This window comes from Rhodovulum adriaticum (assembly GCF_004345735.1).
GTDB lineage: Bacteria > Pseudomonadota > Alphaproteobacteria > Rhodobacterales > Rhodobacteraceae > Rhodovulum > Rhodovulum adriaticum.
Window position 1 is genome coordinate 553768 of record NZ_SLXL01000001.1, and the last position, 24657, is coordinate 578424.

22 protein-coding genes are annotated in these 24657 nt (G+C 65.8%); 12 read left to right on the forward strand and 10 right to left on the reverse strand.

Going from position 1 to position 24657, the window contains the following annotated elements; genetic code table 11:
* Positions 1 to 143: 143 nt before the first annotated feature.
* The 3 genes from EV656_RS02575 to EV656_RS02585 all read right to left on the reverse strand — a co-directional run bounded on the left by EV656_RS02575 (position 144) and on the right by EV656_RS02585 (position 2531).
* Entirely contained in the window at positions 144 to 662 is a 519-nt protein-coding gene (locus EV656_RS02575) for a hypothetical protein (protein ID WP_132599132.1), read from the reverse strand.
* 119 nt (positions 663 to 781) lie between these two features.
* Positions 782 to 1015 carry a hypothetical protein gene (locus EV656_RS02580; protein WP_132599134.1) on the reverse strand — a complete coding sequence of 78 codons (234 nt, stop codon included), beginning with the start codon at positions 1013 to 1015 and terminating at the stop codon, positions 782 to 784.
* Positions 1016 to 1067: 52 nt separating this feature from the next.
* Positions 1068 to 2531 (reverse strand): DUF6538 domain-containing protein, encoded by a 1464-nt coding sequence (locus EV656_RS02585; protein ID WP_132599136.1) that lies wholly within the window; start codon positions 2529 to 2531, stop codon positions 1068 to 1070.
* Positions 2532 to 2932: 401 nt separating this feature from the next.
* On the opposite strand from EV656_RS02585, the gene EV656_RS02590 reads away from it, so the two are divergent.
* From EV656_RS02590 to EV656_RS02600, 3 genes are all read left to right on the forward strand, one after another.
* Positions 2933 to 3349 (forward strand): globin domain-containing protein, encoded by a 417-nt coding sequence (locus tag EV656_RS02590; RefSeq protein ID WP_132599138.1) that lies wholly within the window; start codon positions 2933 to 2935, stop codon positions 3347 to 3349.
* A 96-nt stretch (positions 3350 to 3445) separates the two neighbouring features.
* Positions 3446 to 4606 carry an FIST signal transduction protein gene (locus tag EV656_RS02595; RefSeq protein WP_132599140.1) on the forward strand — a complete coding sequence of 387 codons (1161 nt, stop codon included), beginning with the start codon at positions 3446 to 3448 and terminating at the stop codon, positions 4604 to 4606.
* Positions 4607 to 4625: 19 nt separating this feature from the next.
* Positions 4626 to 7391, forward strand: a complete 2766-nt coding sequence (locus tag EV656_RS02600; RefSeq protein ID WP_132599142.1) for a PAS domain-containing hybrid sensor histidine kinase/response regulator — start codon at positions 4626 to 4628, stop codon at positions 7389 to 7391.
* A gap of 37 nt (positions 7392 to 7428) precedes the next feature.
* Here the strand turns inward: EV656_RS02600 and EV656_RS02605 are convergent, their stop codons facing one another.
* Positions 7429 to 8316, reverse strand: coding sequence for a UTP--glucose-1-phosphate uridylyltransferase (locus tag EV656_RS02605; RefSeq protein WP_132599144.1), 888 nt, complete (start codon positions 8314 to 8316; stop codon positions 7429 to 7431).
* A gap of 32 nt (positions 8317 to 8348) precedes the next feature.
* Positions 8349 to 9737 (reverse strand): WecB/TagA/CpsF family glycosyltransferase, encoded by a 1389-nt coding sequence (locus EV656_RS02610; RefSeq protein WP_242468995.1) that lies wholly within the window; start codon positions 9735 to 9737, stop codon positions 8349 to 8351.
* A 291-nt stretch (positions 9738 to 10028) separates the two neighbouring features.
* On the opposite strand from EV656_RS02610, the gene EV656_RS02615 reads away from it, so the two are divergent.
* From EV656_RS02615 to EV656_RS02625, 3 genes are all read left to right on the forward strand, one after another.
* Positions 10029 to 10643 (forward strand): response regulator transcription factor, encoded by a 615-nt coding sequence (locus tag EV656_RS02615; RefSeq protein WP_132599146.1) that lies wholly within the window; start codon positions 10029 to 10031, stop codon positions 10641 to 10643.
* A 115-nt stretch (positions 10644 to 10758) separates the two neighbouring features.
* Positions 10759 to 12228, forward strand: coding sequence for a GumC domain-containing protein (locus EV656_RS02620; protein WP_132599148.1), 1470 nt, complete (start codon positions 10759 to 10761; stop codon positions 12226 to 12228).
* Positions 12225 to 13532, forward strand: coding sequence for an O-antigen ligase domain-containing protein (locus tag EV656_RS02625; protein ID WP_425057159.1), 1308 nt, complete (start codon positions 12225 to 12227; stop codon positions 13530 to 13532). Before EV656_RS02620 ends, EV656_RS02625 begins: the two co-directional genes overlap by 4 nt.
* 195 nt (positions 13533 to 13727) lie before the next feature.
* Here the strand turns inward: EV656_RS02625 and EV656_RS02630 are convergent, their stop codons facing one another.
* The 4 genes from EV656_RS02630 to EV656_RS02645 form a co-directional block, all read right to left on the reverse strand.
* A complete protein-coding gene (locus tag EV656_RS02630) occupies positions 13728 to 14765 on the reverse strand; it encodes a glycosyltransferase (RefSeq protein WP_132599150.1) in 1038 nt (345 codons plus the stop codon).
* A gap of 144 nt (positions 14766 to 14909) precedes the next feature.
* The gene (locus EV656_RS02635; protein WP_132599152.1) at positions 14910 to 15896 is read right to left on the reverse strand and encodes a glycosyltransferase family 2 protein; all 987 of its coding nucleotides are present in this window, start codon (positions 15894 to 15896) and stop codon (positions 14910 to 14912) included.
* A gap of 20 nt (positions 15897 to 15916) precedes the next feature.
* Positions 15917 to 16840 (reverse strand): glycosyltransferase family 2 protein, encoded by a 924-nt coding sequence (locus EV656_RS02640; protein WP_132599154.1) that lies wholly within the window; start codon positions 16838 to 16840, stop codon positions 15917 to 15919.
* A gap of 3 nt (positions 16841 to 16843) precedes the next feature.
* Positions 16844 to 18082, reverse strand: coding sequence for an oligosaccharide flippase family protein (locus EV656_RS02645; RefSeq protein WP_132599156.1), 1239 nt, complete (start codon positions 18080 to 18082; stop codon positions 16844 to 16846).
* 177 nt (positions 18083 to 18259) lie between these two features.
* Here EV656_RS02645 and EV656_RS02650 point away from each other — a divergent pair, with 177 nt between their 5' ends.
* The 6 genes from EV656_RS02650 to EV656_RS02675 all read left to right on the forward strand — a co-directional run bounded on the left by EV656_RS02650 (position 18260) and on the right by EV656_RS02675 (position 23325).
* Positions 18260 to 19480, forward strand: a complete 1221-nt coding sequence (locus EV656_RS02650) for a polysaccharide biosynthesis/export family protein (RefSeq protein WP_132599158.1) — start codon at positions 18260 to 18262, stop codon at positions 19478 to 19480.
* Between the two features lie 73 nt (positions 19481 to 19553).
* Complete coding sequence (locus EV656_RS02655) at positions 19554 to 20558, forward strand: AraC family transcriptional regulator (RefSeq protein ID WP_132599160.1); 1005 nt, start codon at positions 19554 to 19556, stop codon at positions 20556 to 20558.
* Positions 20559 to 20665: 107 nt separating this feature from the next.
* Complete coding sequence (locus EV656_RS02660) at positions 20666 to 21493, forward strand: NAD(P)H-binding protein (RefSeq protein WP_132599162.1); 828 nt, start codon at positions 20666 to 20668, stop codon at positions 21491 to 21493.
* 23 nt (positions 21494 to 21516) lie between these two features.
* The gene (locus EV656_RS02665) at positions 21517 to 21945 is read left to right on the forward strand and encodes a DUF4345 domain-containing protein (protein ID WP_132599164.1); all 429 of its coding nucleotides are present in this window, start codon (positions 21517 to 21519) and stop codon (positions 21943 to 21945) included.
* Positions 21946 to 21960: 15 nt separating this feature from the next.
* On the forward strand, positions 21961 to 22536 hold the full coding sequence (locus tag EV656_RS02670; protein WP_242468994.1) for a GNAT family N-acetyltransferase: 576 nt from the start codon (positions 21961 to 21963) through the stop codon (positions 22534 to 22536).
* Positions 22537 to 22986: 450 nt separating this feature from the next.
* A complete protein-coding gene (locus EV656_RS02675; RefSeq protein WP_132599166.1) occupies positions 22987 to 23325 on the forward strand; it encodes a hypothetical protein in 339 nt (112 codons plus the stop codon).
* A 270-nt stretch (positions 23326 to 23595) separates the two neighbouring features.
* On the opposite strand, the gene EV656_RS02680 is transcribed toward EV656_RS02675, so the two are convergent.
* Complete coding sequence (locus tag EV656_RS02680) at positions 23596 to 24558, reverse strand: IS1595 family transposase (protein ID WP_132599168.1); 963 nt, start codon at positions 24556 to 24558, stop codon at positions 23596 to 23598.
* Positions 24559 to 24657 lie beyond the last annotated feature (99 nt).

The following is a 24657-nucleotide window of genomic DNA, read 5'->3' on the forward strand; positions in this document are numbered from 1 at the left end:
GAGGCGGTCCAAGTCCGTCATTTATATCAGGATACCGCGATCTGGAAACCGGGAACCGGGCGGGCGTTATCGCCCGGTCTCGAGGATGGTGACGAAGGTCGGCCCGAAATCGGGCTCCTCGTCCAGCAGCCGGATGACAGAGATCACGATCCACGCCCGCGTGCCGTCTCGGAGATGTCCCCGGTGCTTTCGACGATCCGCCGTCCCGAGACTTCAAGCACGAAGGAATGCCCGGCCAGCGCGGCCTGGATGATCCCTTCCATACTCTCCATGTCCTTGGGTGGCGAGTTCGCGGTCTCGCTTGCGAAGAGTTCGTTGGGATCGATACTCACCCGCACACGGTTGCGGCGCAGCCAATCAAGGCGGGTCTTGCCGCCGGGGGAGAAAAGGCTCTCCGCGCCCCCGGGGAGAACCCCGTCGCGCAGATCGGCATAGGCCGTCTCCTCGACGACCTCGCACCGGTATTCATCGACCCCGATGGTCTCGACGCCATCGGCGCACATGGCGTTCTGATCGGCCTCGATCAAGTCATACAGGCTGCGCTCCATCCGCATCTCGACGGTCTGCGCGAGCGCGTCCCGGCCGGAGAAATCGAGGGCCACGCGGACATCGAGACAGGCGCCGAGCATGAGGCAGGCGGTAAGAAGAAAAGCGATCCGCATGGAAGCTTCGTCTATTCAACTCTCGGAAAATATAAGACCAAATGGTTTCGTGGTTAAGGTGAGTTCGGGGCCTCGTCGAGACCCTGTTCTGGCGCGGGGATGCGAAAAAGCACAGGCACTTACGGAAAGACGTCAAATTCATGCATTGGTTTGGGGTGGTTCAGGGTCAGATGCGATCCGGGCACACCTCTGCTCCGGATATAATCCGCCTCAATGGAGAGCGCAGCTTCGTTTTCGCGGAACCAAGCGGCGGCGCGATCCTCGGGGCTCCCAATCGCTATGTCCATCCCGTCTCCAAAGAGCAAAATAAAGGTGCCGGAAAAACTAAATGGTTTTTTCCTGTCACCAGACATTTTATGCTCCAAAATATACCCTGAATGTAGAGTGTCAACGGTCCTTGGCCCCCTAAACTCGGAATCCCGATTCCTTGGCAAGACGATCAATCTCTTTCCGAAGCGCCTCGATTGGGCGGGGCTCCCAAGTGTCAGTGGGGAAAGATACCATCTCTTGGTAAAGTGCCCGCAAACGTAAATCAGGGGTTGAGCCGTACACGGGACGCCCGCGGACCTTCCCAATCGAATGCCCCATGAGATAGGCGCGCTCCTCGTTGGTTAGCTTCGCAAAGCGCATGCGATCCTCGAAAGTGTGCCGGGTGCTGCCAATCGAGAATTTCGCCTCTAGACCGCCGGGAAGGAGCAATCCCTCTGGCGGGTTTGGAAAATAGTTATTCTCACGGAAGTACTTGTTCACAGCGCCCGAATAGCTGCCCTTGCCACGATATCGAGGGAAACCTCTGGGGTGTCTGCGCATCGCTTCGAGAGAAGCTCCGAGCAACACCACGGGGCGAAAAGACGCCGTATTCTTGATTTGCCGTTTCTGTTCGCCGTCCCGCACGGTCTGCAAGAGAATGTGGGGGATCGGATGGTCGAGATGAATATCCGATTCCGGCAAATTATATATCTCAGACTGCCTCGTTCCACTGTCGGCGGCAATAATTGTTATATCGCGCGCCTCGTCATTCAGGCCCTCGAGCATTTCGCCCCTGACCAGACGCGATACCCACACCACGGGTAGCGCAAGCTTCTTCCCATCATTCGTTCGATCGTCGAATGCAATCTTCTCGATTGCTTGGCCGATAAATGGATTTTTTCGATGACTTTTCGGAATATCGAACTTCCAATAGTAAGCATCGACAATCTGCCCCATGAAGCGAATTCGCTTATTGACGTGATTGGTGGTTACCTCTCCACCGTCACGCCGTGCTTTCCAGTATTTGCAGAACCTCATTGCATCGGCTTCGGTTATGTCACACACGGGCTTGTCCATGCAAACCTCGGAAAAAACCTTTGCGGCATTGATGTATTTGTTTCGCCATTCCCGAAGTTGATTGGCATTCTTTGATGCAATGTCCGCTGCCTTCAGTTCCTCGACGATCGCTGGCATTTCAGAGACCTTGATTTTCGGATAATCGAGGACACCGAGAGCCGCAGGAACAAGTGCGGATTGGACGCCGGAATTCACGACTTTCTCAATCCGTGTCACAAGATCGGTGATCGATCCGTGCACCAGTTCTTGCATCGGGACGTATCGCATGTCCCAAGCTTCCAGTAGCGAGATGGCGCCAGAAAAGGCGTTGGTCGTCGATCCGTCTTCCTCGCGAGCAAGCCTGGCCTCCCAGTCGGCCTTCAAGGCTTTGATTGCGACAGCGAACCGGGCCCGCGCCTCTGTCTGGTCACATGTCTTGAGCGACCTGTTGATCTCGCGTCGAGGTTCGACCTCGGCATAACGTTTCGGCACCCGGATCCGCATGTAGTAGACGCGCCCCCGGCGCTCGATTCCATCCACACAAGCCGAGTTCGCATTGCCCATTTTCTGCTCCACAAACTGCCCCACACATCCGAGGTGTTCGTCTTCTCGCCTGCCGCGACCGTTGCGGCGGATCCTGCAGAAAAGATTGGTCTTTCTGGCAGAGACGGAAAAAATTCCTCTCTCTACCTCTGCCCTTCACCGGCACCACCCTCAGCAGAAAAGTCCCGAGAAACCCTGGTTTCTTGGGGCTTTTGCGTTTCAGGGCCGGATTTCCGCGACCCCACCGATGAACCGGCTTCCGCAGTGCCACAGGTTGAACGGAGCGCGGGATGATCCAAGAGGAGATCCGAAAGCGCAAGACGTGCAGCGTGCATCGGGGGGCTACGGTTCAGTCAAAACCCTTGTGCTGGGCAAGGGACGCGTCTTTATTGCCCGGTGGAAGAGCATCGAGGGCCATGCGCATGGAAGACAGTGTCACGGATGCAGATCGCGTGCGCCGCGGATGGGCGATGGCGGCCGCGATGCCGGACGAGGCTGGCCGCGCCTTTTATGCACATCTCTTTCGCATTGATCCGGGGACCAGATCCCTGTTCAAGACGGACATCAACCTGCAAGCGCGCAAGCTTGTGGACACGATGACCTTTATCGTCGACCACCTTGACGACCTGGACACGCTGTTCCCCGCGGCCAAAGATCTGGCCCGTCGTCATGTCGCCTATGGCGTGACCGCGCAGCAATATGCCTCTGTCGGGGCGGCGTTGATCGCGACCCTCAAGCAATTGATGGGGCCAGCCTTCACCCCCGAGGATGAGGCCGCCTGGACCGCCATTTACGGAACCCTGTCGAACCACATGATCGCCTCGGCCTATGGGGCCTGACGTCCTATCCTTTCGGATAGGGCGCGATACCAATGCACCGCATCGCGACGGCGCCGAATGCGCTAGGGTGCCTCGAACAAACAACGGGGGTCAGCCTTGAAGATCACGGTGCAGTCTGCCGCCACGGCCAATGCCCTGGCAGAGGCGATCCTGTCGGAACCGGGCAGGCCGGATTTCGTGTCGCTGCATTGCGCCTGTGGGTGCGATGTCGGCCCGCTGCAGGCGGCGTTGATGGACGGTACCGCTGTTCTGGGCGCGACCTCTTGCCTTGGGACGGTGACACAGGATGGCGCGGCACCGGCCCTGTCGGCCTTCGTGATCCGCGACCCCGGCGGCAGCTATGGTACGGCGCTGCGGCCCTTTTCCGGCGACCCGACGCAGGCCGCGCGGCAGGCCACGATCGCCGCGCTGGAACAGGCGGACCGGGCGGGCGAGAAACCCGAACTGATCTGGATGGCCGCGACACCGGGGCAGGAAGAGGCCGTTTTGGCCGGGATCGAGGCCGTTATCGGGACAGATGTGCCGATCATCGGCGGCAGCGCGGCGGACGATACCGTCCAGGGCGACTGGTTCCTTTTCGACACGAACCGGAAACTGACAGAGGGCGTTCTGGTGGCGGTGATGTTTCCGACCGCGCGCGTCTCTTTCGCCTATCAGAACGGTTATGCGCCCACCGCCCATGCCGGCCGGGTCACCCGCGCCGAGGGGCGGCGTATTCTGGAGATCGACGACCGGCCGGCCCTGGATGTGTACCGCGACTGGACCGGCGGCGCGGGCCTGCCCGATCCTGTCCCGTCCGAAACGGATACCCAGCCGATCCTGGCGCAAAGCACGTTCTGGCCGCTGGGGCGCGAAATCAGCGACACGGGCGGCGTGCCGCAATACCTGCTGGCCCACCCGGCTGCGGCGCATGGGTCGGGGGCCATCGATCTGTTCGCCAATGTCGAAGAGGGCGAGGTTCTGACCCAGATGTGCGGCTCGGTCGAGGGGCTGACGGCGCGCGCGGGCCGGGTCGCGGCCCTGGCCCGGCGGGCCGGCGGGATCGCGACAGAAGATGTGGCCGGGGCGCTGATGGTCTATTGTGGCGGCTGCATGCTGGGCGTGCGCGATCATCTGGAGGACGTGGTCGCGAGTGTAAACGCGGAATTGCAGGGCGCGCCCTTCCTGGCGGTGTTCACCTTCGGCGAACAGGGTCCCATCCTGGGGATGGGCAATCGCCATGGCAATCTGATGATCTCCTGCATAATCTTCGGCTAGGAAGCCGAAGGGGTCCGCGATGGCCGAGGACGAGCGCCTGCGCGAAGCGTTGCTCGAACTGCAACTCCTGCAAGAGCGGGAAGCGCAGGCATTACGCGAGACGAAGGATCTGCTGGCGTGCATCGAGGCCTTTTCGATGGCGGCCACGCCGCAGGACAGGCTCGATTCGATTTTCGCGTCGCTGCGGGACCGGGCGAAGGCCGATCACGCGATGCTGCTTGACGCTGCCGGTGCGGGATCGGCGCGCGTGGTTGCCGCGGATCGCGCGGCATGGGTGGGCGCAGAATTGCATCCGCCCCTGGACCTGACCGCCCGGGCACGCAACCTGGCCGATCTGGCGCTGGTCGGGGATTGGGGCGGCGATATTTGCCTGGATGGCTATGCCGGGATGCTGGTGGCCCCGTTCCGCGGTGCCGGTGGGGACTGTTTCGTGTTGCTGTGCCTGCGGGCGGCGCCTCACCGCTTTGCCAAGGAGGCATTGAATTTGGCCGAGCGTCTGGCGGGCCTGGCCGTGCGCGCCCTGCAGGCCAAGACGCTGGCCGCCGAAAACGCCCTGCTTGCGGCGACGATCCAGGGTTCGTCGTCGGGCGTGGCGATTTCCGACGCGCAAGCCCCGGACAAGCCGCTGGTCTATGTAAACCCGGCCTTCGAACGCCTGACAGGCTATCTGGCTGAAGAGTTGCTGGGCACCAATTGCCGCATCCTGAACGCCGAGCCGCCCGACGCGCCAGAGCGCACGCGTCTGCGCCGCACGGTTGCGGAAAACGGGTCGGGCCGGTTCCTGCTGCGCAACCGCAGGAAATCGGGACAGATATTCTGGAACGAATTGACGCTGTTTCCGGTGCGCGACACGGCGGGCACGGTCAGCCACCTGGTCGCCACCCAGAACGACGTATCCGAACGCATCGCCGCCGAAGAGGACCGCTACCGCACTCGCGCCCGCATGGAACAATCCCTGGCCGCGACCGACAATGCGTTCCTGGTGCTCGACCCGGCCGGGCGCGTGGTGTTCGCCAATGCGGCCACATCGGACCTGTTCCCCGCGGCTGGCCCGGACTGGTGCCCCGATACGGGTTTTGCCGAGAATTGGAACGCTTATCTGCGTGCGGCGCGCACGATGCCGGGCCGTGTTACGCGGCTGTTGGAAACCCCCGATCTGGACGCCCTGGCCGCGCTGCCCTCGGGGCGTGAGGTCGACCTGCCCGACGGGCGCAGCCTGCTGATGCGGGCGGCGCGCCTGGGCGACGGGGCGATTGTGGTGTCGGCTACTGATGTCACCCCTCTGAAAAGCGCCCAGATGCTGCTGGAACAACGTCTTGCGGCGATCGAGGCCGCCCGGGACGGCATCGCGATCACGGACCATGACGGGCGGTTGTTCTACCTCAACGGGGCGGCGGCGGCGCTGCTGGGATTTGCCAAGCCGCCGGATGCGCTCGGCCGCAAATGGATGGGCCGCTATGTGGATGTGCCCGAGGTCAGGGTCGCCGGTGAGGCTGAACTGACGCTGCACCGCGACCAGAATGGCAAGACCTGTACCCACGAGATCACCGCATCGCGCCTGGACGGCAATGGCTTTGTGATCGTGATCCGCGATGTGACCGAACGGCTGGAAACCGAAGCGCGCGAAGAGGATCTGAAACTCGCCCTGATCCGCGCCCAGCGGCAAGAGGCGGTGGCCCAGCTGGCCTCTGGCATCGCGCATGATTTCAACAACCTGCTGTCGGCCATCAACGGGTCGGCCACGCTTATCACCATGGACCCCACCCGGCATGACGCGGTGCGCAGCCATGCCGAACGTATTGCGTCTGCCGGAACGCGGGCCGCGCGGCTGGTCAACCGCCTGCTGGATCTTGGCGCACCAGCCCCCGCACGCGGCACGTTCGAGTTGCGCAGCGTTCTGTCGGATCTCGAAGCGCTGGTCGCGCCGACCCTGCCGTCGCAGGTCGGGCTGGAGGTCGATATAACGCCCCAGCCGCTGCTGATGCGCGGCGACTCCAGCGAGTTGCACCAGGCCGTGGTCAATCTGGTGTTCAACGCCCGCGATGCGATTGGCCGCGAGGCCGGGCACATCCGCGTGCAGGTGGACGCGTTCCAGCCAGAGGAACCGATGCTGCTGCTGTCGGGCCTGTTGCCCGAAACAGACCGCTATGCGCGCATCCGGGTGGGCGATACCGGCAAGGGTATGACCGAGGATGTTCTGCTACATGCCATGGAACCCTATTTCACCACCAAGGGGCGCGAAGGTACGGGGCTGGGTCTGGCCATCGTGGGGATGCAGCTGGGTGCCATTGGCGGCGGCCTGGATATCGCCTCGACACCGGGGACGGGGACCACGGTGACGATCTACTGGCCCTGCCAGCCAGAGGCGCGGATGGCGGACGCAGCCCCTGCGCCGGGCGCCTGCCACGACCTGAGCGGCATGACCATTCTGGTCATCGACGACGAGCCCGAGGTGGCCGACGTGCTGCAAAGCTATCTGGAAACCTTCGGGGCAGAGGTTGCCGTCTGCGACATGCCGCAGGACGGGGTCGAAGCGGTGGCAGAGGGCCCCCAGGACTGGTCCGCCGTCATCACCGACTACGACATGCCGGGCATGACGGGGGGCGATGTTGTCGAACGGTTGTCGAAACTCGCCCCCGAGGTGCCGGTCTTTCTGGTCACCGCCCTGGCCCGCCGTCTGTCGGATCCCCGGGTCGGCCCCGGCCGGGTGCGGGGCGTTTTTGCGAAGCCGGTGGATCTGGACAAGCTTTGCGGGGCATTGTCCGCCCTGCGCTCTCGCGACTGATGCCCCGGCCCGCTTTGGCCAGGGCAGCGCGATCCTGTCAGGCCGCACGCGCCTGCGGTGCAAGGCGCCCGGCGACGAAATCGGCGAACCCGTCTGCCAGGTCCGGGCGATCCAGCGCAAAGGCGGCCGTGGCCTCCAGATATCCGGGGACCGAGCCACAGTCGTAACGTTCGCCCTCGAACCGGTAACCGCTTACCGCGCGGTAGGGCAGATCGGCGGCAATCGCATCGGTCAGCTGCAATTCCCCGCCTGCCCCGGTCGGGATCTCGGCCAGCCGGTCAAAGATGCTGGGCGACAGGATATACCGCCCGATGACCGCCAGCGCCGAGGGCGCGTGATCGGGATGCGGCTTTTCCACCAGCCCGCGCGCATGGGCCAACCTGCCCGACAGCCGCGCAACATCCAGAACGCCATAGGCCCCGGTCCGGTGGCGGGGCACCTCCATCGTGGCGACCATGTGCCCCCCTGTGCCCGCATGGGCCTGGGCCATCTGCGACAGACAGGGACGCCCCGCGCGGATCACGTCATCGGGCAGCAGCACGGCAAAGGGTTCGTCGCCGATCAGGTGCCGTGCCAGGCTGACGGCGTGGCCCAGCCCCTTGGGATGATCCTGCCGCAGAAAGGTCAGCCGCCCCTCTGGCATGCGCGAGGGACCAAGCGCGGCCAGGGCGTCGTGCTTGCCCGCATCCTGCAAACGGCGTTCCAGCGCGGCGGCGGTGCTGAAGTAATCCTCCAGCGCGCCCTTGCCGGTGGCAGTGATGAAGATGAACTCTTCGATCCCGGCGGCGCGGGCCTCGTCCACGGCATACTGGATCAGGGGGCGATCGATCAGGGGCAGCATTTCCTTGGGCACCGATTTGGTGGCGGGCAGGAAACGGGTGCCCATCCCGGCAACGGGGAAGACGGCCTTGCGGATACGGGTCATGGGGTCAGTCCTTTCTGTATGGAATTGAGGGATCAGTAGGCGCCGCGCCCGGTCAGGACGGCGCGGAAGGTCAGCGCGATCAGCAGGATATCCAGCACCACGCTGCGCGAGCGGGCATAGGCCAGGTCCATGTCGATCATCTTGTCAAAGCCGATGTCGGCACGGCCGGACACCTGCCAGATCCCCGTCAGGCCCGGACGCACGGCCAGCCGGCCATGGGCGCGCGGGGGATAGGCGGCCACCTCTTGCGGCAGGGCTGGGCGCGGGCCGACAACGGACATTTCGCCCCGCAGAATGTTGAATATCTGCGGCAGCTCGTCGATGGAATAGCGGCGCAGCAACCGGCCGATGCGGGTGACGCGCGGATCGTTGCGCGCCTTGAAGCAGACGCCCTGACGGTCGGATTGCGCCAGCAGCGCGGCGCGCCGGGCCTCGGCATCGATATGCATGGACCGGAATTTCAGCACCTGGAACGGCACGCCATCCTTGCCCACGCGGGTCTGGCGGAACAGAACCGGCCCGCGGCTGTCCAGCCGGATCGCCAGCGCCACCAGCGCCAGCAGCGGCGCCAGCACCGCAACAGCGCCCCCGGCCACGGCAAGATCCAGCAGGCGGCGCAGGATGTCGCCCTGCTGGCTGCGAACCCGCACCGCATGCGCGACAGCCCGCCCCATGAAGGTCACGTTGCCCACCAGATAGCGCCCGGCCATACGCCGCGGTTCCATCGCCAGCCGCCAGGCCCATTCCAGCCGCGCACGGCGCAAGGGCAGCGGTGCGCGGGCGACGCGGCCCGAAAGAAAGTCGAACAGCGCCCCCACGCCCAGGCACAGGCCCGGGGCCAGGCGGTCGGCGTTGCGGGCAAGCCAGACATCCTGACGGGGCACACCCATTGCCACCAGCAGGATATCGGCCCCCGAGGCGTTGATCGCGGCAATGGCGGCGGCCTCGTCTGTGGCGCCGTCAAACCCGTCCCGCGTGCCCGCGATCCGCAGGCCCGGAATATCCCGGGCCAGCCGGTTGGCGGCGGCCTGGGCCACACCGGGCGCGGCCCCGAACAGGAACACGCTTTGCCCCCGCCGCGCGGCCTCTGCCAGCAGGCGCGGTGTCAGGTCTGTGCCATTCAGGTTGCCCGCCAGCCGCTGCCCGGCCATACGCACGCCGATCTCCACCCCGATCCCGTCGGGCAGAACCAGATCGGCACCGTGCAGCGCATCGGCATAGGTCGTGTCGCGGACCATGACATTCGCACAATGCGCATTGAGGAAGGCCACCCGGCGGCGGGTGTCGTCCAGCAGTAGATCGACCGCCGCCTGCGGGGTGGCGTCAAGCAGGGGCAAACCGAAAAACGACGCACCCTGATACGCTGCAACGGCAGTGGGACGGTTCGCGACCGGGCTGGGACTGTCGATCATGGCGTTCATCGGGGGCATCCTCACGGGTTTCGATGCCTTGCAGCGTGCCGGTCTTGCGCCCCACGCTCAACGGAGCGCCCGGAGAGTTCGCCAGCGCGGATGGCGCAGCGACCTAGCAAGGCGTGACCGGCCCCATCCGTTTGGACAGCCCGTGCTGCCTGATCGGATGCCCCTTTCACACCGCTGGCGGACGACGGCAGCGGCGGCATTGATGCGGGCATGCGATTTCGCGTGGCGACTGCGGCGGGTTCGTATTATCGTTGGCACACGGTGAGCGTGTGAAAGGTTGAACAGGCAAAGATGAAGATCCTGATTGCCGATGACCACGATCTGTTGCGCGATACGCTTGTGGCGTTCCTCGATGCCGAGCCCGATATCGAAACGGCCAGCGTCGGCGATCTGGACGCGGCCCTGTCGCTGATCGACGGCGAGACGGCCTTTGACCTGGTGCTGCTGGATTTCAACATGCCTGGAATGAACGGCTTGTCGGGTCTGGACCGGGCGCTTGTCCATGGCGGAGGGCAGCGCGTCGCCTTGATGTCTGGCGTGGCCACGCGTGAGATCGCCGAAAAGGCGCTGGCCGCGGGTGCCGCGGGGTTCCTGCCCAAGACGCTGGCCGCAAAGTCGCTGGTCAACGCGGTGCGGTTCATGGCGATGGGTGAACAATACGCGCCGCTTGATTTCATGACCGCCGCAGAGGACGCCCCCAGAAACGCCTTGGCGGACAAGCTGTCGAAGCGAGAGTTGCAGGTGTTGGAGGGGCTGACCGAGGGCAAATCCAACAAGGAAATCGCCCGCGACCTGGACCTGCAGGAACCGACCATCAAGCTGCACGTCAAAACGCTGTATCGAAAGATCGGCGCATCCAACCGGACCCAGGCGGCCATGATCGCCAAGGATGCAGGGCTTTTCTAGGCGCCTGACCTATCCGAACGGCTAGCCCGCCAGCCGCTTGCCCCACAGGCTATCCGCCGGCGGGTCTGACGGGATCGTGCGCGAACGTCTAGCTCTCTCCCCAATGAGAGATGCCATGACCCTGAATGCCGACATTGCCCCGCCTGCCCCGCTGCGTGGGGTCCGGTTTCCCCGCGTCCTGCGGACCCGCTTGCGTGATATCAAGGCACTGCGGTTGCTGCGCGGCGGGCGAATTAGCGATCCGGGGCGGCTGCCCCGCTATGCGGGGGTCTTTCTGCTGGCCGGTGCCGCGATCTGGGCGCCGATCCTCAGTTACCTGGAAACTGCGCCGCTGCGCTACACCTCGGGGCTGTCGCTGATCCTGCCCGGATCGGGGGCCAGCGCGTCGGTCAATCTGGACCGGATCGGGCAGGCGTCGTCCTACGCCAATTCGCCGTTTTCCAGCCCCTCGGTCAGCCCGACAGAGACCTACAAGCGCCTGCTTGCCGCCGACCGCATCCTGGGGGCCGCAGCCGGCAGCATGGACATGCCCAAGACCGATTTCGGCAAGCCCCGCATCGAACTGGTCGATCAGACCGGGCTGATCCATGTCCAGATGACCGGCAATTCGCCTGCCGATGCGCAAGCACGGGCTGATGCTTTGCTGGCGGCCTTCTTTACCGAGATTGACGCCCTGCGAAACGACGAACAGGCCGTGCGCGAGGATGGCGGGCGCAGCGCCCTGGAGGATTACCGCGCCTCGGTCGCGGCCACGCGCGAGGAAATCGCCCGGCTGCAACGCGAAACCGGCCTGATCAACGCCGCGCAGTATCAAACGTTGGTGGGCGAGGCCGACGGGCTGCGCGCCGACCTGGCGGCGCTGGAACAGGCGTTGGTCGAGAAATCGCGCGCGGTCGAGGTGCTGCGCGCGACACTGGGCATCGACGCGGCAGGGGCTGCGGCGACGCTGAAACTGCACGCGGATGCCGAATTCAACGCCATCATCGCCGAAATGGCCGCCCATGCCGGCGCGCTGGCCGAGGCCGAGGGCAAATACGGCCCGAACCATCCCGCCCTGCGTGCCGCACATAGCGATCATCAAGCCACGAAGCGAAAGGCGCAGCAGCGCGCCGCCGCGATTACAGGTCTGAACCTGGTTCAGGTTCAGATGCTTGACCTGTCGCCCGCCGGCGGGCGGGTTGAACTGCTGGCCCAGCTGGTGCGCGAGGAAAGCGCACGCGCCGGGCTGGCCGCCGAGGTGGACAGCGCCCGCGCTCGGCTGGCCAGGGCGGATGCGCGGGTGCTGGACCTGATCGGCCCGGCTGCCCGGCTGGAGGATCTGGAACGCGATTTCGCCGTGGCAGAGGCGGTCTTTGCCTCGGCCATGGCGCGCAGCCAGACCTCCAAGGTGGATCTTTATGCCTCCTATCCGCTGGTGCAGGTGCTGGAAAACCCCTCGCTGCCCGATGCGCCGTCTTCGCCGCGCAAGAAGCTGGCGATTGCCGCGGGCGTGGCGGCCACCTTTATGGTGCTGATCGGGCTGGCGATGGGCTGGCTGCGCCGCCCGCTGATCGACCGGCTGCTGCACACCGGGGATCAGGGGTGATCCGCCCCGCCCCCCTGCGTGCGCAGAACCCGGCCGAGGCGCTGGTGCTGCGCACCCTTGCCTGGACGTGGCCGTTCTATTTCCTGGGCGCGCTTTACGTGGTCGGGCCGGTCCTGGCCTGGCTGTTGGGCGGGCTGGCGGCGCTGTCGCTGTATCTGGGGCCCGCGATCCGGGCCGATCTGCGGGCGACCGGCCCGGTGCCGCCGGTCGTCTGGGGATGGTTTGCAGGCATGGCGCTGATGCTGGTCGCACTCTGGGCCGGGCATGTGAACTGGGATATGGGCCTGAAACAGACGATCAAGTCATCGATCGGCTGGGCCAAGGGCTGGGCGCTGATGGCGCTGTTCCCGCTGGCGGGCGCCGTGCTGCCGATCCGGCGCGAGGTTCTGATCCGTGGCCAGTGCATCGTCGGCCTGTGGACGCTGGCGCTGATACCGATCCTGGCGGCCGCCCCCTATCTGGGCCTGCCCGAACGCATCTTTACCTCGCCGCTGAAGGCCGTGGGCGGGCCGGGGCCGGAATATTTCAGCGTCTATTTCTTTACCTTCGATCCGTCGTCCTGGACGCCGCGCTGGCAGTTCTACGCGCCCTGGTCGCCCTTTGCCGCGCTGCTGGGCGTGGTGATGGTGCTGTTCGCGCTAGAGGAAAAGGACAACCGCTGGCGCGCGGCGGGGATCGCGGCGGGCACGCTGATGATCCTGATGTCGAAATCGCGCATGGGGCTGGTGGGGCTGGTGGCCTGCACGATCGGGCCGCGCATGATGCCGCTGATCCTGCGCGGCTGGGCCTGGCAGGTGGTCGCGGCGCTGACGGCGGCGCTGGCGGCCCTTGGCCCTGCGCTGATCCGGCTGGTGTCCGACGGCGTTGCCGCCTTCAAGGGCGCGCGGGCCGACAGTACGCGGGTGCGCGCCACCTTGCAGCGGATCGCCGGCGAACGCTGGGAAAACGAGGCCTTCTGGTTCGGCCATGGCCGTGTCGCGCCGGGGCCGCATCTGGTGGAATACATGCCCATCGGCAGCCACCACACCTGGTGGGGGCTGTTGTTCGTCAAGGGGCTGATCGGGTTTCTGGCGCTGCTGGTGCCGCTGGTCTGGCAGACGGGACTGGCCCTGATCGATGCTGCGCGCGGCCCGCGCGGGCGGCTGCCGCTGGGGATCGTGATGACGCTGGTCCTGTTGTCGATGGGCGAGAATATCGAGATCGAGGCCTACATGATGTGGCCCGGCCTGATCATTCTGGGCCTGCATGCACGCGAACTGGCCGATGAGCGCCGGGCGCCGGTCCCCCAGGGCGTCACGGCCTGACAGGCCGCGTTTCCGGCCCGCCGCCACATCAACGGTCAAACCCTGTCCCGCCATGCCGGTCGTGCGTTGAGCTGCCCGGCCCGGCCGCACCGCCACACGCCCCAACCCCCCCCGTTGCCCGGCAGACCAGCCCCACGCCCAATACAAAAAGGCGCGCCCGCAGGCGCGCCTTTTCCGGTGCTTTTCTTGTTGGGCTCAGGCGGCCTGTGCCAGATCCCGCTGCTGCGCCGCGTCCCCGCCAGAAACAAGCGCTGTCACCAGCGCCGACCAGCTTTCGGCGAACCGGGCCTCGGCCCGGGCCGCATCGGCGCGCGCCTCCGCGACCGCGATGCGCACCGGGGCGTCGGCATCGGTCAGGTTTCGCAGCGCCTCGGCCCAGGCATCGACGCCCTGCCCGGAAACCGCCGTGGCACCGGCAGCCGCGTGATCGGCAAGGCCATCCACCCGCGCGGTCAGCAGCGGGCGGCCTGCCGCGCGGGCCTCCAGCGAGACCAGGCCGTAGGCCTCCCAGCGTGAGGGCATGGCGACCGCCTCAACCCCGGCCATGGCTGCGGCGGGATCGGGCGCGAACCCGGCAAAGGTGATCCGGGGATCGCCCGCGGCCAGATCCTGCAGCGCGGCGCGCTCGGGGCCGTCGCCGATCAGGCGCAGGCGCAGGGCCGGGTTTTCCACCTTGCGGAAGGCCGCGATCAGGATGTCGAACCCCTTTTGCCGGTCGAACCGACCGATCGCGCCGATCACCTGCGGCGGGTGATAGACCGGGCGCAGCGCGGTGAAAGCCCCCAGCCCGACCGCCGGCGAAATCACCGTCAGTGCATCGGCAGACACCAGCCCGCGCCGCGTCATCCAGTCGGCCTGTCCCGCGCTGACCGCCACCACGCTGTCGAACAGGGAATAGGCCGTGCGCAACAGGGTAAAGAACCGCCCCTTGCGCGGCACGTTCAGGGCGGTGAAGCCCTCTGTATAGCTGTGTTCCACATGGACCAGCGGCAGGCCCGGATGGCGGGCGCGCAGGGTCATCAGCGCCGGCAGGTTGCGCCAGTTCACCGACAGGTGGGACACGATCATGTCGGCGCCCTCGCGCCGCGCGCCGATCCGGCTGCGCGATACGACCTCGACCCGGTGGCGGGCAAACCGGGCAAAGTCCGGTGCGGTTTCGATATGGGACAGCATCCGCATCACGCCCCCGGCAGAGGCGTCGTCGACAAGGTGAAGGATGGTCGGCAGGGTCATGTCTAGGGCTCCTTGACGGGTGGGTGTTCGATGGGCCGGCGGTCCGGGTATTTACGGGGGGCGCGGCCCTGAAAGGATTAGCCGGTCCCCGTCCCGATCGCCTGCCCGCCGACGGACAGGCGCACGGCCAGGAGGGGCAGCGCCCTATCCCTTGGGATAGGAAAGGCGCCTCTGCGTGGCGATCCGGCCCAGGCGTGCCGCGCCCGGAAGGGTCAGCGCGGCGGCGGCTGCGCAGGTGGTCAGGGTCTTGGCCGGTTCCTCGGCCAGCGGACGGCGGGAGCAGGCCAGCGCGCGCAGCACCAGATCGCGGGCGCGCGGGCCGTCCCCGTCGCTGACCGCGCGGCGGGCCAGATAGCGCAACTGATAGGCGCGCGCGGCCGGGGCATGTGCCGCGAAAAACGCCGGGTTCAGCGGGGCCAGCTTTTCCACCATGCGTTCCCACGCCGCCAGCTGGCGGCCGGTATTGGCCGACAGCCCCCCGCCATTCACCCGGTAAAGCGTCAGCGCACCGGGGATGCCCTCGACCTCCCAATCGGTGGTCAGGGCCAGGCGCAGCCACATCTCGATATCCTCGGACTGGCGAAAGGTTTCGTCGAACCACCAGTCGCGCTGCGTTTCCCCGGCGGGGCGATAGGCCACCCGGTCCAGCATCGCCCGGCGCAGCACGGGGGCAGAGCCGTTACCGATGGGGTTGCGCCTGAACAGATGGGCGGCATCGACGCCGCGCAGCCGAGGGCGCTGGAATACGCCCAGGGGGCGGCTGGCCGCGTCGATGAATTCGGACCCGGAATAGCTGATCCCGACCTCGGGTCGGGCATCCAGATGCGCGATATGGGCGGCCAGCTTGCCCGGGCGCCACAGATCGTCGCCGTCGCACAGGCCGATATAGGCGCCGCGCGCGGCCGCGATGCCGGTGTTGCGTGCCCCCGCCAGCCCGCGATTTTCCTGCGATATCAGGCGAATGCGCGGGTCGGACAGGCGCTGGACGATCTCGGCGGTGGCATCGGTGGACCCGTCATCGACTACGACGATCTCGAAATCCTGTGCGGTCTGGGCCAGCAGCGAGCTCAGCGTTTCGGGCAGCGTTTCGGCGACGTTATAGGCGGGTACGACGATCGAGGCTTTGGGCATCGTTTGTCTCCTGTAAGGGGTCAACGGGCGAACAGCGCGCCGGACAGGCGGCGCGGCAGGATCGGGGTGGCAAGTGCGGCCAGCGCGGTCAGCCCGCCCCGGCGCGGGTCGGACAGGAAACCGGCGGGGCTGGCGCGCAGCCCGGCCAGCGTCAGCCGCAGCGCCACCAGCCGCCCGGCCTGCAGCCGCAGCGCGCGGCGCGCGAGATAGCGCAGGTGGATCGCCTCGTCCCGGCGGCGGGGCGTGAACCCTAGGCGCCCGGCGGTGGCCAGCGCGGCCTGCCGGCCCTGCGCCATGGCGCCCAGATCGGCCGACAGCCCTGCGGCGCTGGTGCGGTAATGGACCAGCACCGCGTTTATGGCAGCCACGCGATGACCACAGCCCACAAGGCGGATCAGCCATTCCAGGTCTTCGTTATGGACAAGCGTTTCTTCGAATCCCCCTGTTGCGGCAAAGACCGGGCGCCGGACGGCGATGTTCGACATGGTGCAGACCGGGTTTTCCCCCAACAGCCGGGGCACGCTGAGATCGCCCGCCGGCACCGTGGAGAAGACCGTGGCGTCCCGGGGCCGGTCGCGGAAGAACGCGATCCGCGCATAGCTGGCGGCAAGGCTGCGGTCGGCAAAGGCGTGGTTCAGCCGCGCCAACCGTTCCGGCACCCACAGGTCATCGGCATCGAGAAAGGCAACGACCGCACCGGCCGCCATGTGCAGGGCGCCGTGATTGCGTGCGGCGCTGGGCCCTTTGCCGGGGTTGGGGCACCAGCGGATGCGCGGATCGGCCTGGGCTGCGGCGCGCAGGATCGCGCGGGTGTTGTCCGTCGATCCGTCGTCGATGCAAATGGCCTCCCATTCGGGGCAGGTCTGCGCGCGCAGGCTGGCCAGCGTGTCGGGCAGCGTCGCGGCGGCGTTGTAGCAGGGGATGATGACAGAGAATTTCGGCATCTCTCAGACCTCCTTCAGGGCGGGGAAAAGGGCGCTGGCCAGGGGCCGCGCGGCCGCCCCCAGTTGCGTCACCGTGGCGACCGCCAGATAGCCCGTGGCCAGCGCCACCAGCCCGTGCGGGGCCATCAGGACGGTGTTGGCGATCAGCGCGGCGGTCATCGCAAGGGTGGCGGCGAATTCCACCTGCGGGCGGCCCTCGGCGCGCAGCCAGTTGGCCGCCGCCGACCAGATCACGCCGGGGATTGCGGCCAGGCACAGGATGGATACGACCTCGGCGATGCCATCCCAGCCGGGGCCGAACAGGATCGGTACATACAGGGGCGCGGCCAGCGCCTGTAGCACCACCACCGGCGTGATGATCCCGACCGACAGGATCAGGGCCCCGCGCAGCGCGGCGCCCCGGTCCGCGCTGGCGCACAGATGCGGGAACAGCACCTGCGAAAACGCCATGGCAAAGGAACTGGCCAGCCCCAGCCCGGCATTGAACGCCATGAAGTAAAGGCCCAGAACCTCGGCCCCCATCAGCGCGCCGACGACCAGCTTGTCCGCCTGGAACCGTGCGGCCTTGACGATCTCTACCCCCAGAACCGCCCAGCCATAGCCGATGAAGGGGCGCAGCGGCGCGAAGCCAGCGGCCCGGTCGCGGCGCCAGGGGCGCAGGCGGCGCACGGCGATCAGCCAGATCGGCGCCGACAACAGCCGCGGCAACACCAGCGCCACGGCGCCCGGCCAGATCAGAACCAGCAGCACCGACATCAGGTTGGCGCCCACGACCTGGGCACCTGCGATGGTGGCGGTCTGGCGCAGCTTGCCCTCGCGCATGGCCAGCACGACCTGAACCAGCCCTGCGGGCATGAACAGGTATTCGCAGGCCAGGATCGCGATCAGCGCGAACAGCATCACCGAGCCGCCCGTGGCATACAGCGCAGCCCCCACCCCCATCTGCAACGCGAACAACCCCAGGCACCACGCCCAAAAGATGCGCTGTGCCGTGGCGCAGGTGGCCTCCAGATCCTCGCGGCGGGCCGCGATGATGCGTTGCACCGCACCGTTTTCGGTCAGCGCCTTCAGGATGTCAGAGGCTGCCAGCGCCGCCGCCGCCAGACCGATGGACGCCGGATCCAGCACGCGGGCCACCGCGATGACCACCAGCAGCCGCGACGCCTTGGACGCCGCCTCGGACGCGCCGTAGGCGAACAGGTTTCGAGCGAAGGGGCCGAGATTGGCCAGCGGTCTGGGCATTGGGGGCACTCCGGGCGATTGCGCTTGCGCCAAGCAGATACGCGCAACGCCCCGGTCCCGCCTGCCCGCCGACGGACAGGTGCGCCACCACGAGGGGCAGGCCCCTATCCCTTCGGATAGACGCCGCCGGTCGTCGGGATTATTGTGTTTTCCGTGATTGGCGGAAACAAGGCGCTCATGCTGTCCACGACTCGCCCGGTCCTCTTTGTCGCCTCCGCTATCGCCCTGATGGCGCTTGGTGCCTGTGGCCCGTCCGGCGCCCCTGCCAATATCGAGGATCCCGATACGACGGGGGCCTATCAGGCGCAGTATCGCGCACCGGGCACGCCGCCGGATGGACCGGCCACCCTGCACTCGGCCCGGATGAACGCAGAATCGTGCCGCCCGCCGCTTGGCGCGATGGGGGCCAAGGCGGGCGGGGTCGTTCCGCCCGAATTGCTGCAAGAGGTTCTGTCGCGCGGCGATCTGGTCGAATTGCAGGTGGAAGGCGATGAGGAATTCACCGGCAGCTATGTGGTGTCCCGCGACGGGCACCTGAAACTGCCCTTCGTCGCACCGATCCCGGCCCAGGGCCGCACCCCCGACGATGTCGCGCGCGACATCCGCGATGCGCTGCGCAATGGCGGTTTTTTCAACGACGGGCCAAGGGTTTCCCTCCTCATCACGGATTACGCGCCGGTGCGCGTCGCGGTGACCGGCGCGGTGTTCGAACCGCGTCCGGTCGATATCGGCGGCGTTCCGGGCGATCAGGTCGATGGCCGCCGCCAGGCCGCGCGCGGGGCCTCGACCGAGGGGCGCAACCTGACCGTGGCCCTGCGCCAGGCCGGGGGCGTGCGGCCCGATGCCGACCTTTCGGCAGTCGAATTGCGGCGCGAGGGGCGCAGCTATCTGCTGGACCTGCGCCCGGTGATTCAGGGCCGCGGTTTTGAGGATGTCATGCTGGCCACCGGCGACGAGATTCTGGTGCCCAGCCGCGGCTGTTTTCAGGACCACCTGATGGTGCCCAGCCCGATCAGCCCGCCGGGTATCACGCTGTTTCTGTCGAACCTGACCCAGCCCGCCACCGGCAACGCGCCGTCGGCCATTGGACGCGAGGCAAGGCAGGTGCCCTATGGCACAAGGCTGATGCAGGGGGTGGCTAACGCCAATTGTATTGGCGGCGCGCGGGCCACCAGTGCGGACAGGTCTGCGGCGCTTTTCTCGCGTAACCCGATCACGGACGTATCAGTCGTGATCGAGCGTCGGATCGAGGAAATGCGCCAGCGCGCCGACCGTGACGATTTCGATCCCTATCTGCTGCCCGGGGATGCGTTGGCCTGCTATGACAGCGCGGTGACGAATATCGGCGATGTCGGGCGCGTTATGGGCCTTGTCGGGGCGGGACTGTTGCTGCGTTGAGCGTTCAGTCCGCCCCGCGCCCCGATCCCCTGCGCGCTTGGCGGTTCACCAGGCGCAGCTTACACTGCGGGGCATGGGATATGTGACATCGCTCTTTGCGCGCAAGGTTGTCGCCGCTGCGGGCAGTGGGGTTGATGCGGCGGCGATGCTGGCCAGCGTCGGGATCGCCCCCGACGCCCCCTTGGACCCCGGGCAGATGGTTCCGGCCGCGCGCTACTACGACATGCTTGAGAGGATCGCCGATCAGATCGACGCGACCGACCTGCCGGTGCGCACGGGCGCGTCCATGCGGCTTGACGAATACGGCGCGCTTGGGCTGGCGTTCAAGGCGGCAACGACGCTGGAGGCGTCCCATGCGCGGGTGGAACGCTATGCGCGCCTTTGGTCCAGCGTCGCGGAATACGAGCTGCGACCGGCGACCGGGGGCACGCTTTTCATCCTGCATCGGGCGGGCGAACGGCGGCTGGGGATGCGCCTGTCGAACGAGGCGACCCTTGCCAGCGCCGTGTCCATCGCACGGCAGGTCTGCCCGGTGCCGCTTACGCCAGTGGAGGTGTTGATCCGGCATCCTGCCCCGCGCCGGGTCGCCGCGCATGAGGAGTGGTTCGGCTGCCCGGTGCGCTTTGGCGCGGATCTCGACGCGATCCTCTATGCAGACGAGATGCTGGCCCGGCCCAATATCCTCGGGGACGAGGGGATTTCGCACTACCTGACCACCCATCTCGACGCGAAACTGTCAGAGATCACCCGGGAACCCGACCTTGTCATGCAGGCGAAAGCCGCGATCGCCCAGGCCCTTAGCGAGGGGGCACCCAAGATGACCGAGATCGCAAGCGGCCTCGGACTCAGTGCGCGGTCCTTCCACAGGCGCCTGTCCGAGCACGGAATGACCTTTCAGGGCCTGACCGAGGAAACCCGCCGCGACCTTGCCGAGGGGCTGTTGCGGGACCAGACCCATTCCCTGGCCGAAATCGCCTTCCTTACCGGTTTCTCCGAGCAAAGCGCCTTTACCCGCGCGTTCAAGCGCTGGGTCGGCACGACCCCCGCGACCTATCGCAGGGCGATCTCTCGCCACTGACGGCTGCGTTGGCGACGGCGGTCAAAAGGCTGGCGTCGTCGGTCAATACCGCACGGCACCCGTGCCGCTATCCCTTGGTGACCGATATCCACGCCAGGGAGGCCCCCATGAAAGACCAACCGATCCTCATCATCGGCGCAACCGGCAAGACCGGCCGCCGCGTCGCCACCCACCTTGAGGCACGGGGCCTGCCCGTGCGCCGCGGCTCGCGCAGCTCGGCAACCCCCTTCGACTGGGAGGCGCCAGAGACCTGGGCCCCGGCCCTGCGCGGGGCGCGGGCGGCCTATGCCACCTACTTCCCTGATCTCGCCTTTCCCGGCGCGGTGGAAAAGCTCGAGTCGCTCTGCGAGACGGCCCGCGATGTCGACGTCGAGCACCTTGTGCTGCTCTCTGGTCGCGGCGAACACCATGCGCGGCTGGGCGAGGAGGTGGTCCGCAATGCAGGCGTCGACTTTACCATCGTTCGGGCCGCCTGGTTCGCGCAGAACTTTTCCGAAGGTTATCTGCGCGATCCGGTTCTGGCGGGTGTCCTTCCGATGCCCGGCGGTGATATCGCCGAACCCATCATTGACATTGATGACATTGCCGATGTCGTCGTCGCGGCGCTGACCGAAGGGGGCCACAAAGGCGCACTCTACGAGGTGACGGGCCCGCGGCTGATGTCCTTTGCAGACATGGCGGCAGAGCTTTCGCAGGCCACCGGGCGCGAGATCCGGCATATTCCGATCAGCTTTGAGGAGTTCCACGCAAACATCGCGCAGGTGGGCGGTGCCTTTGTCGCCGACGTTTTCACCGCCATCGCGCGCGAAACGCTGGACGGGCGAAACGCCCACACCACGGACGGCGTGATGCGCGCACTGGGCCGCGGCCCCCGCGCCTTTGGCGACTTTGCGCAGGCTGCCGCCCGAACCGGCGCCTGGACAACCGCCGCCTGACCCCCCGATGAATGGAGCATGACATGAGACCCACCCTGCTTGAAAAGATTGCGCTCGGTCTTTCCGGCCTCACGGCGTTGACCATCGGCGCTTGCATCCTGTTGATGCCGCACACCTTTTACGCGGGCTACGGCATCACGCTCGGCGCAAACGCTGATCTGCTCAGCGAATTGCGGGCACCCGGTGCCGGTCTTGTGGGGTTCGGCCTTTTGATGCTGTTCGGGGTCTGGCGGCATGCGATCCTGCCGATTGGCATGGCGGCGGCTCTGACGGTCTTTATCTCTTTCCCGGTCGGGCGGCTGGTTGGGCTTGCGGTGGACGGGATGCCGTCCGCCAGCGTCATCGGCGCCCTTGTCGTTGAACTGCTTATCGCTGCGCTCTGTCTTGTGGCCTTTCGCCGGCGCCTTTGGCAGCTGGCGCACGGCATGTCGGCGGCGCAGCTGGTGCGTTGAACCAGCCGCGGTGGCATGATCGTGCCCGACCCAAAACACCCATGGACGCCGTCGGCAATGAAGAGAGAGGCCAGTAAACGCATGAGTGAACCGCATTTCCGCCGGGCAACCGCAGCCGACCTGGAGGCGATTGTCGCGCTACTGGCCGATGACGTGCTTGGTGCGTCGCGGGAAAACGCTTTGCCAGCCGCTGACGCGTGCTACCGGGCCGCATTTGCCGAGATCGACGCCGACCCGAACCAGTTTCTTTGTGTGGTCGAGGATGCGCAGCGGATCGTCGGAACCCTGCAACTCACTTTTATTCCCGGTCTCTCTCGCAATGGCACCAAGCGTGGACAGATCGAGGCAGTGCGGATCGCGCGCGATCGTCGGGGCGGCAAGCTTGGCGAGGCGATGCTTGCGTGGGCGATCAGCGAATGCCGGGCGCATGGGTGTTCGTTGGTTCAGCTCACCACGGACAAGGCCCGGCCAGATGCCCACCGCTTCTATGACCGGCTGGGTTTTGAACCGACCCATATCGGATACAAGCTAAATACCCGGGCTTATGTATCAAGCGCACCATCACGAACGCGCACAAAATCAGCCTGTTAGGCTATCCTGCGCACATGACGCGATATTATTACAGGCCCTGGAAAGACGAAAGCCTCGTGTCCGGCCTGCACTTCTTACGGTGCCGCCTTATACGAGAGGGCTTGCCGGGGGTCGAACATGCAGACGCATTGCTCAGGGGGCTTGGCGTTGACCCTGAAACGCTTCCCACGCCTCAGAAAGTACCCAAATCCTACAAGCGTGGTGAGCTGCAGCGGGCTATACTTGAGGCTCTACGCAACGGGCCTTTGACAGGCCTGGAGATTACCAAGAGGGTTAGCGGCGACTTGCCTTACAAGGCCGCTTACAAGCGGACCTATATCGCCCTGAACCGCATGAAGAAGGCGGGCACGGTAAAGCATGAAGGGCGGTTGTGGCTGGCCCCGTAGCGCCGAATTTTTGCCGAACTTTTTGTTATTGCTACCTTATCGGTTTGGCATCAGAGAAGTGCACATGGACCTTAAACTCGAAATTGATGGTGACTTGGCGCTGTGGGTAGGCCGCGACGACCAAGTTCAGGTCACCATGAACCCTCAAGAACGCGCCCAGTGCCGCAAAGCCTTACTGGACGCGCTGGCCTTGCTTGATCAGACCATAGTTAAATGGTCCACTTTTTCCACGGCAGGCGGGATGGGTGAACCCGAGACACGAATTTCACAACGTCCTGACGGTTGCCTCGCAGTTTTTGATTGCTCTCCCCCATCAGCACGACCAGAGGGCAACCCAAAGCATGCGCTACGGATTGTATCATCTGATCGGCTGTCGTCGGAGAGTTCAGAACGTGATTCTTGACTAGAGCGACTGCAAAAGTCACCCCCTGTTCGCGCACGAGCGCAGCGGTAAGTTGGGCCAAGGCGGCCTCCTATGATGAGGCCGGATCGTGGCTTGACTGAGTGACTCCCCTCTGTCATACGAAAGAGGTGATCACATAGCCCAGCCCGACCCGGCTGGTTGAGAATAGAGGCGGCAGGTCTTCCACACCTGACCGCCTCAATTTTTTGCGATAACATGAATCACTTAGCGAGTCTAGCGGTGTTCCCGTTATACCCCAACAGCATCTAGTTACGCCGCTCGCTGCCAGTACCCTGCCCACGTCCGGCTGACCGGCGCACCCATCGCATTCGCCGCCAGCGTTATTGCCAGCCCGCCGTTGCTGACCCGGCGCTTGTCCTCAAGCCACGCGGCGTGGTTTGCATACTGGTGCAGGTAGCGCGGGCTGACGTGGTGGTGCTGACCGACCACCATGCGGCGCAGGCGGGAGAAATAGCTTTCGGCCATGTTGGTGTGCTTGCCGTGGTCGCTGTAGCAGATCGAATGGTTTACACGGTCCACCGGCCAGCCCGCATGCAGCAAGTCCCAATGGGACGCCTCATCGGCCGACATGGTGGCGGTGCGGCTGACATGCTCTTTCGCCAGATCGACGCCCTCGGCCTCGGCCATGGTCACGAAGGGCAGCGCCCGGCCCTTACGCTCGCGCAAGACGACGACAACGCGGCGCTTGCCGGTCTGGTGTTCCTTGCGGCGGCGATCCACCCGTTCGGCTTTCTCGTTGGCGGGGCGAATGTGCCCCCCGAAATAGGCTCCGTCGATTTCAACATGACCGTCCAGAACCTCGCCCGTGTGAACCTCTTGGGCCATGGCCTCGCGCAGCTTATGGGCCAGGACGAAGGCGGTCTTGTATTGGCAATCCAGATCGCGGGACAGCTGCACCATGGACACGCCCTTGGAGGCGTTCACGAGGATGCAGATCGCGGCCAGCAGGTCCACGAAGTCCATCTTGCGGCTGGCGAAGATCGTGCCGCTCGTCACCGAGAACTGGTGATGGCAGGCCTTGCACTTGAACTTGCGGCGGGTAGCGATGTCATAGGTCTCACAGCAGCCGCAGCGGGGGAACACGGCCTGACCGTCCGTCTCGGGCCAGCGCATCTTGCAGAAGGTCTGATAGGCGGCATCCTCGCCCGCCTTGTAGATTTGGCGCAGGCTGAGAGTGCGGGACGCAGCAGAGAGAAGGAAGTGTTGGGCCATTGTCACTATATCCGATGCTTATGCATCATATATAGTGCGTTGACGTATCCCTTACAAGGGCATAAGTATCAAATACGATACATTTAGACAGATGGGTGA

Coding starts and splice junctions, on each gene's coding strand:
- EV656_RS02580 (WP_132599134.1), bottom strand. CDS start 1,015: ATGTCTGGTGACAGGAAAAAACCATTTAGTTTTTCCGGCACCTTTATT.
- EV656_RS02605 (WP_132599144.1), bottom strand. CDS start 8,316: ATGACCCGTATCCGCAAGGCCGTCTTCCCCGTTGCCGGGATGGGCACC.
- EV656_RS02670 (WP_242468994.1), top strand. CDS start 21,961: ATGATCGTGCCCGACCCAAAACACCCATGGACGCCGTCGGCAATGAAG.
- EV656_RS02660 (WP_132599162.1), top strand. CDS start 20,666: ATGAAAGACCAACCGATCCTCATCATCGGCGCAACCGGCAAGACCGGC.
- EV656_RS02655 (WP_132599160.1), top strand. CDS start 19,554: ATGGGATATGTGACATCGCTCTTTGCGCGCAAGGTTGTCGCCGCTGCG.
- EV656_RS02635 (WP_132599152.1), bottom strand. CDS start 15,896: ATGCCCAAAGCCTCGATCGTCGTACCCGCCTATAACGTCGCCGAAACG.
- EV656_RS02620 (WP_132599148.1), top strand. CDS start 10,759: ATGACCCTGAATGCCGACATTGCCCCGCCTGCCCCGCTGCGTGGGGTC.
- EV656_RS02615 (WP_132599146.1), top strand. CDS start 10,029: ATGAAGATCCTGATTGCCGATGACCACGATCTGTTGCGCGATACGCTT.
- EV656_RS02665 (WP_132599164.1), top strand. CDS start 21,517: ATGAGACCCACCCTGCTTGAAAAGATTGCGCTCGGTCTTTCCGGCCTC.
- EV656_RS02645 (WP_132599156.1), bottom strand. CDS start 18,082: ATGCCCAGACCGCTGGCCAATCTCGGCCCCTTCGCTCGAAACCTGTTC.
- EV656_RS02680 (WP_132599168.1), bottom strand. CDS start 24,558: ATGGCCCAACACTTCCTTCTCTCTGCTGCGTCCCGCACTCTCAGCCTG.
- EV656_RS02630 (WP_132599150.1), bottom strand. CDS start 14,765: ATGACCCTGCCGACCATCCTTCACCTTGTCGACGACGCCTCTGCCGGG.
- EV656_RS02610 (WP_242468995.1), bottom strand. CDS start 9,737: ATGAACGCCATGATCGACAGTCCCAGCCCGGTCGCGAACCGTCCCACT.
- EV656_RS02585 (WP_132599136.1), bottom strand. CDS start 2,531: ATGGGCAATGCGAACTCGGCTTGTGTGGATGGAATCGAGCGCCGGGGG.
- EV656_RS02650 (WP_132599158.1), top strand. CDS start 18,260: ATGCTGTCCACGACTCGCCCGGTCCTCTTTGTCGCCTCCGCTATCGCC.
- EV656_RS02675 (WP_132599166.1), top strand. CDS start 22,987: ATGGACCTTAAACTCGAAATTGATGGTGACTTGGCGCTGTGGGTAGGC.
- EV656_RS02590 (WP_132599138.1), top strand. CDS start 2,933: ATGGAAGACAGTGTCACGGATGCAGATCGCGTGCGCCGCGGATGGGCG.
- EV656_RS02600 (WP_132599142.1), top strand. CDS start 4,626: ATGGCCGAGGACGAGCGCCTGCGCGAAGCGTTGCTCGAACTGCAACTC.
- EV656_RS02575 (WP_132599132.1), bottom strand. CDS start 662: ATGCGGATCGCTTTTCTTCTTACCGCCTGCCTCATGCTCGGCGCCTGT.
- EV656_RS02640 (WP_132599154.1), bottom strand. CDS start 16,840: ATGCCGAAATTCTCTGTCATCATCCCCTGCTACAACGCCGCCGCGACG.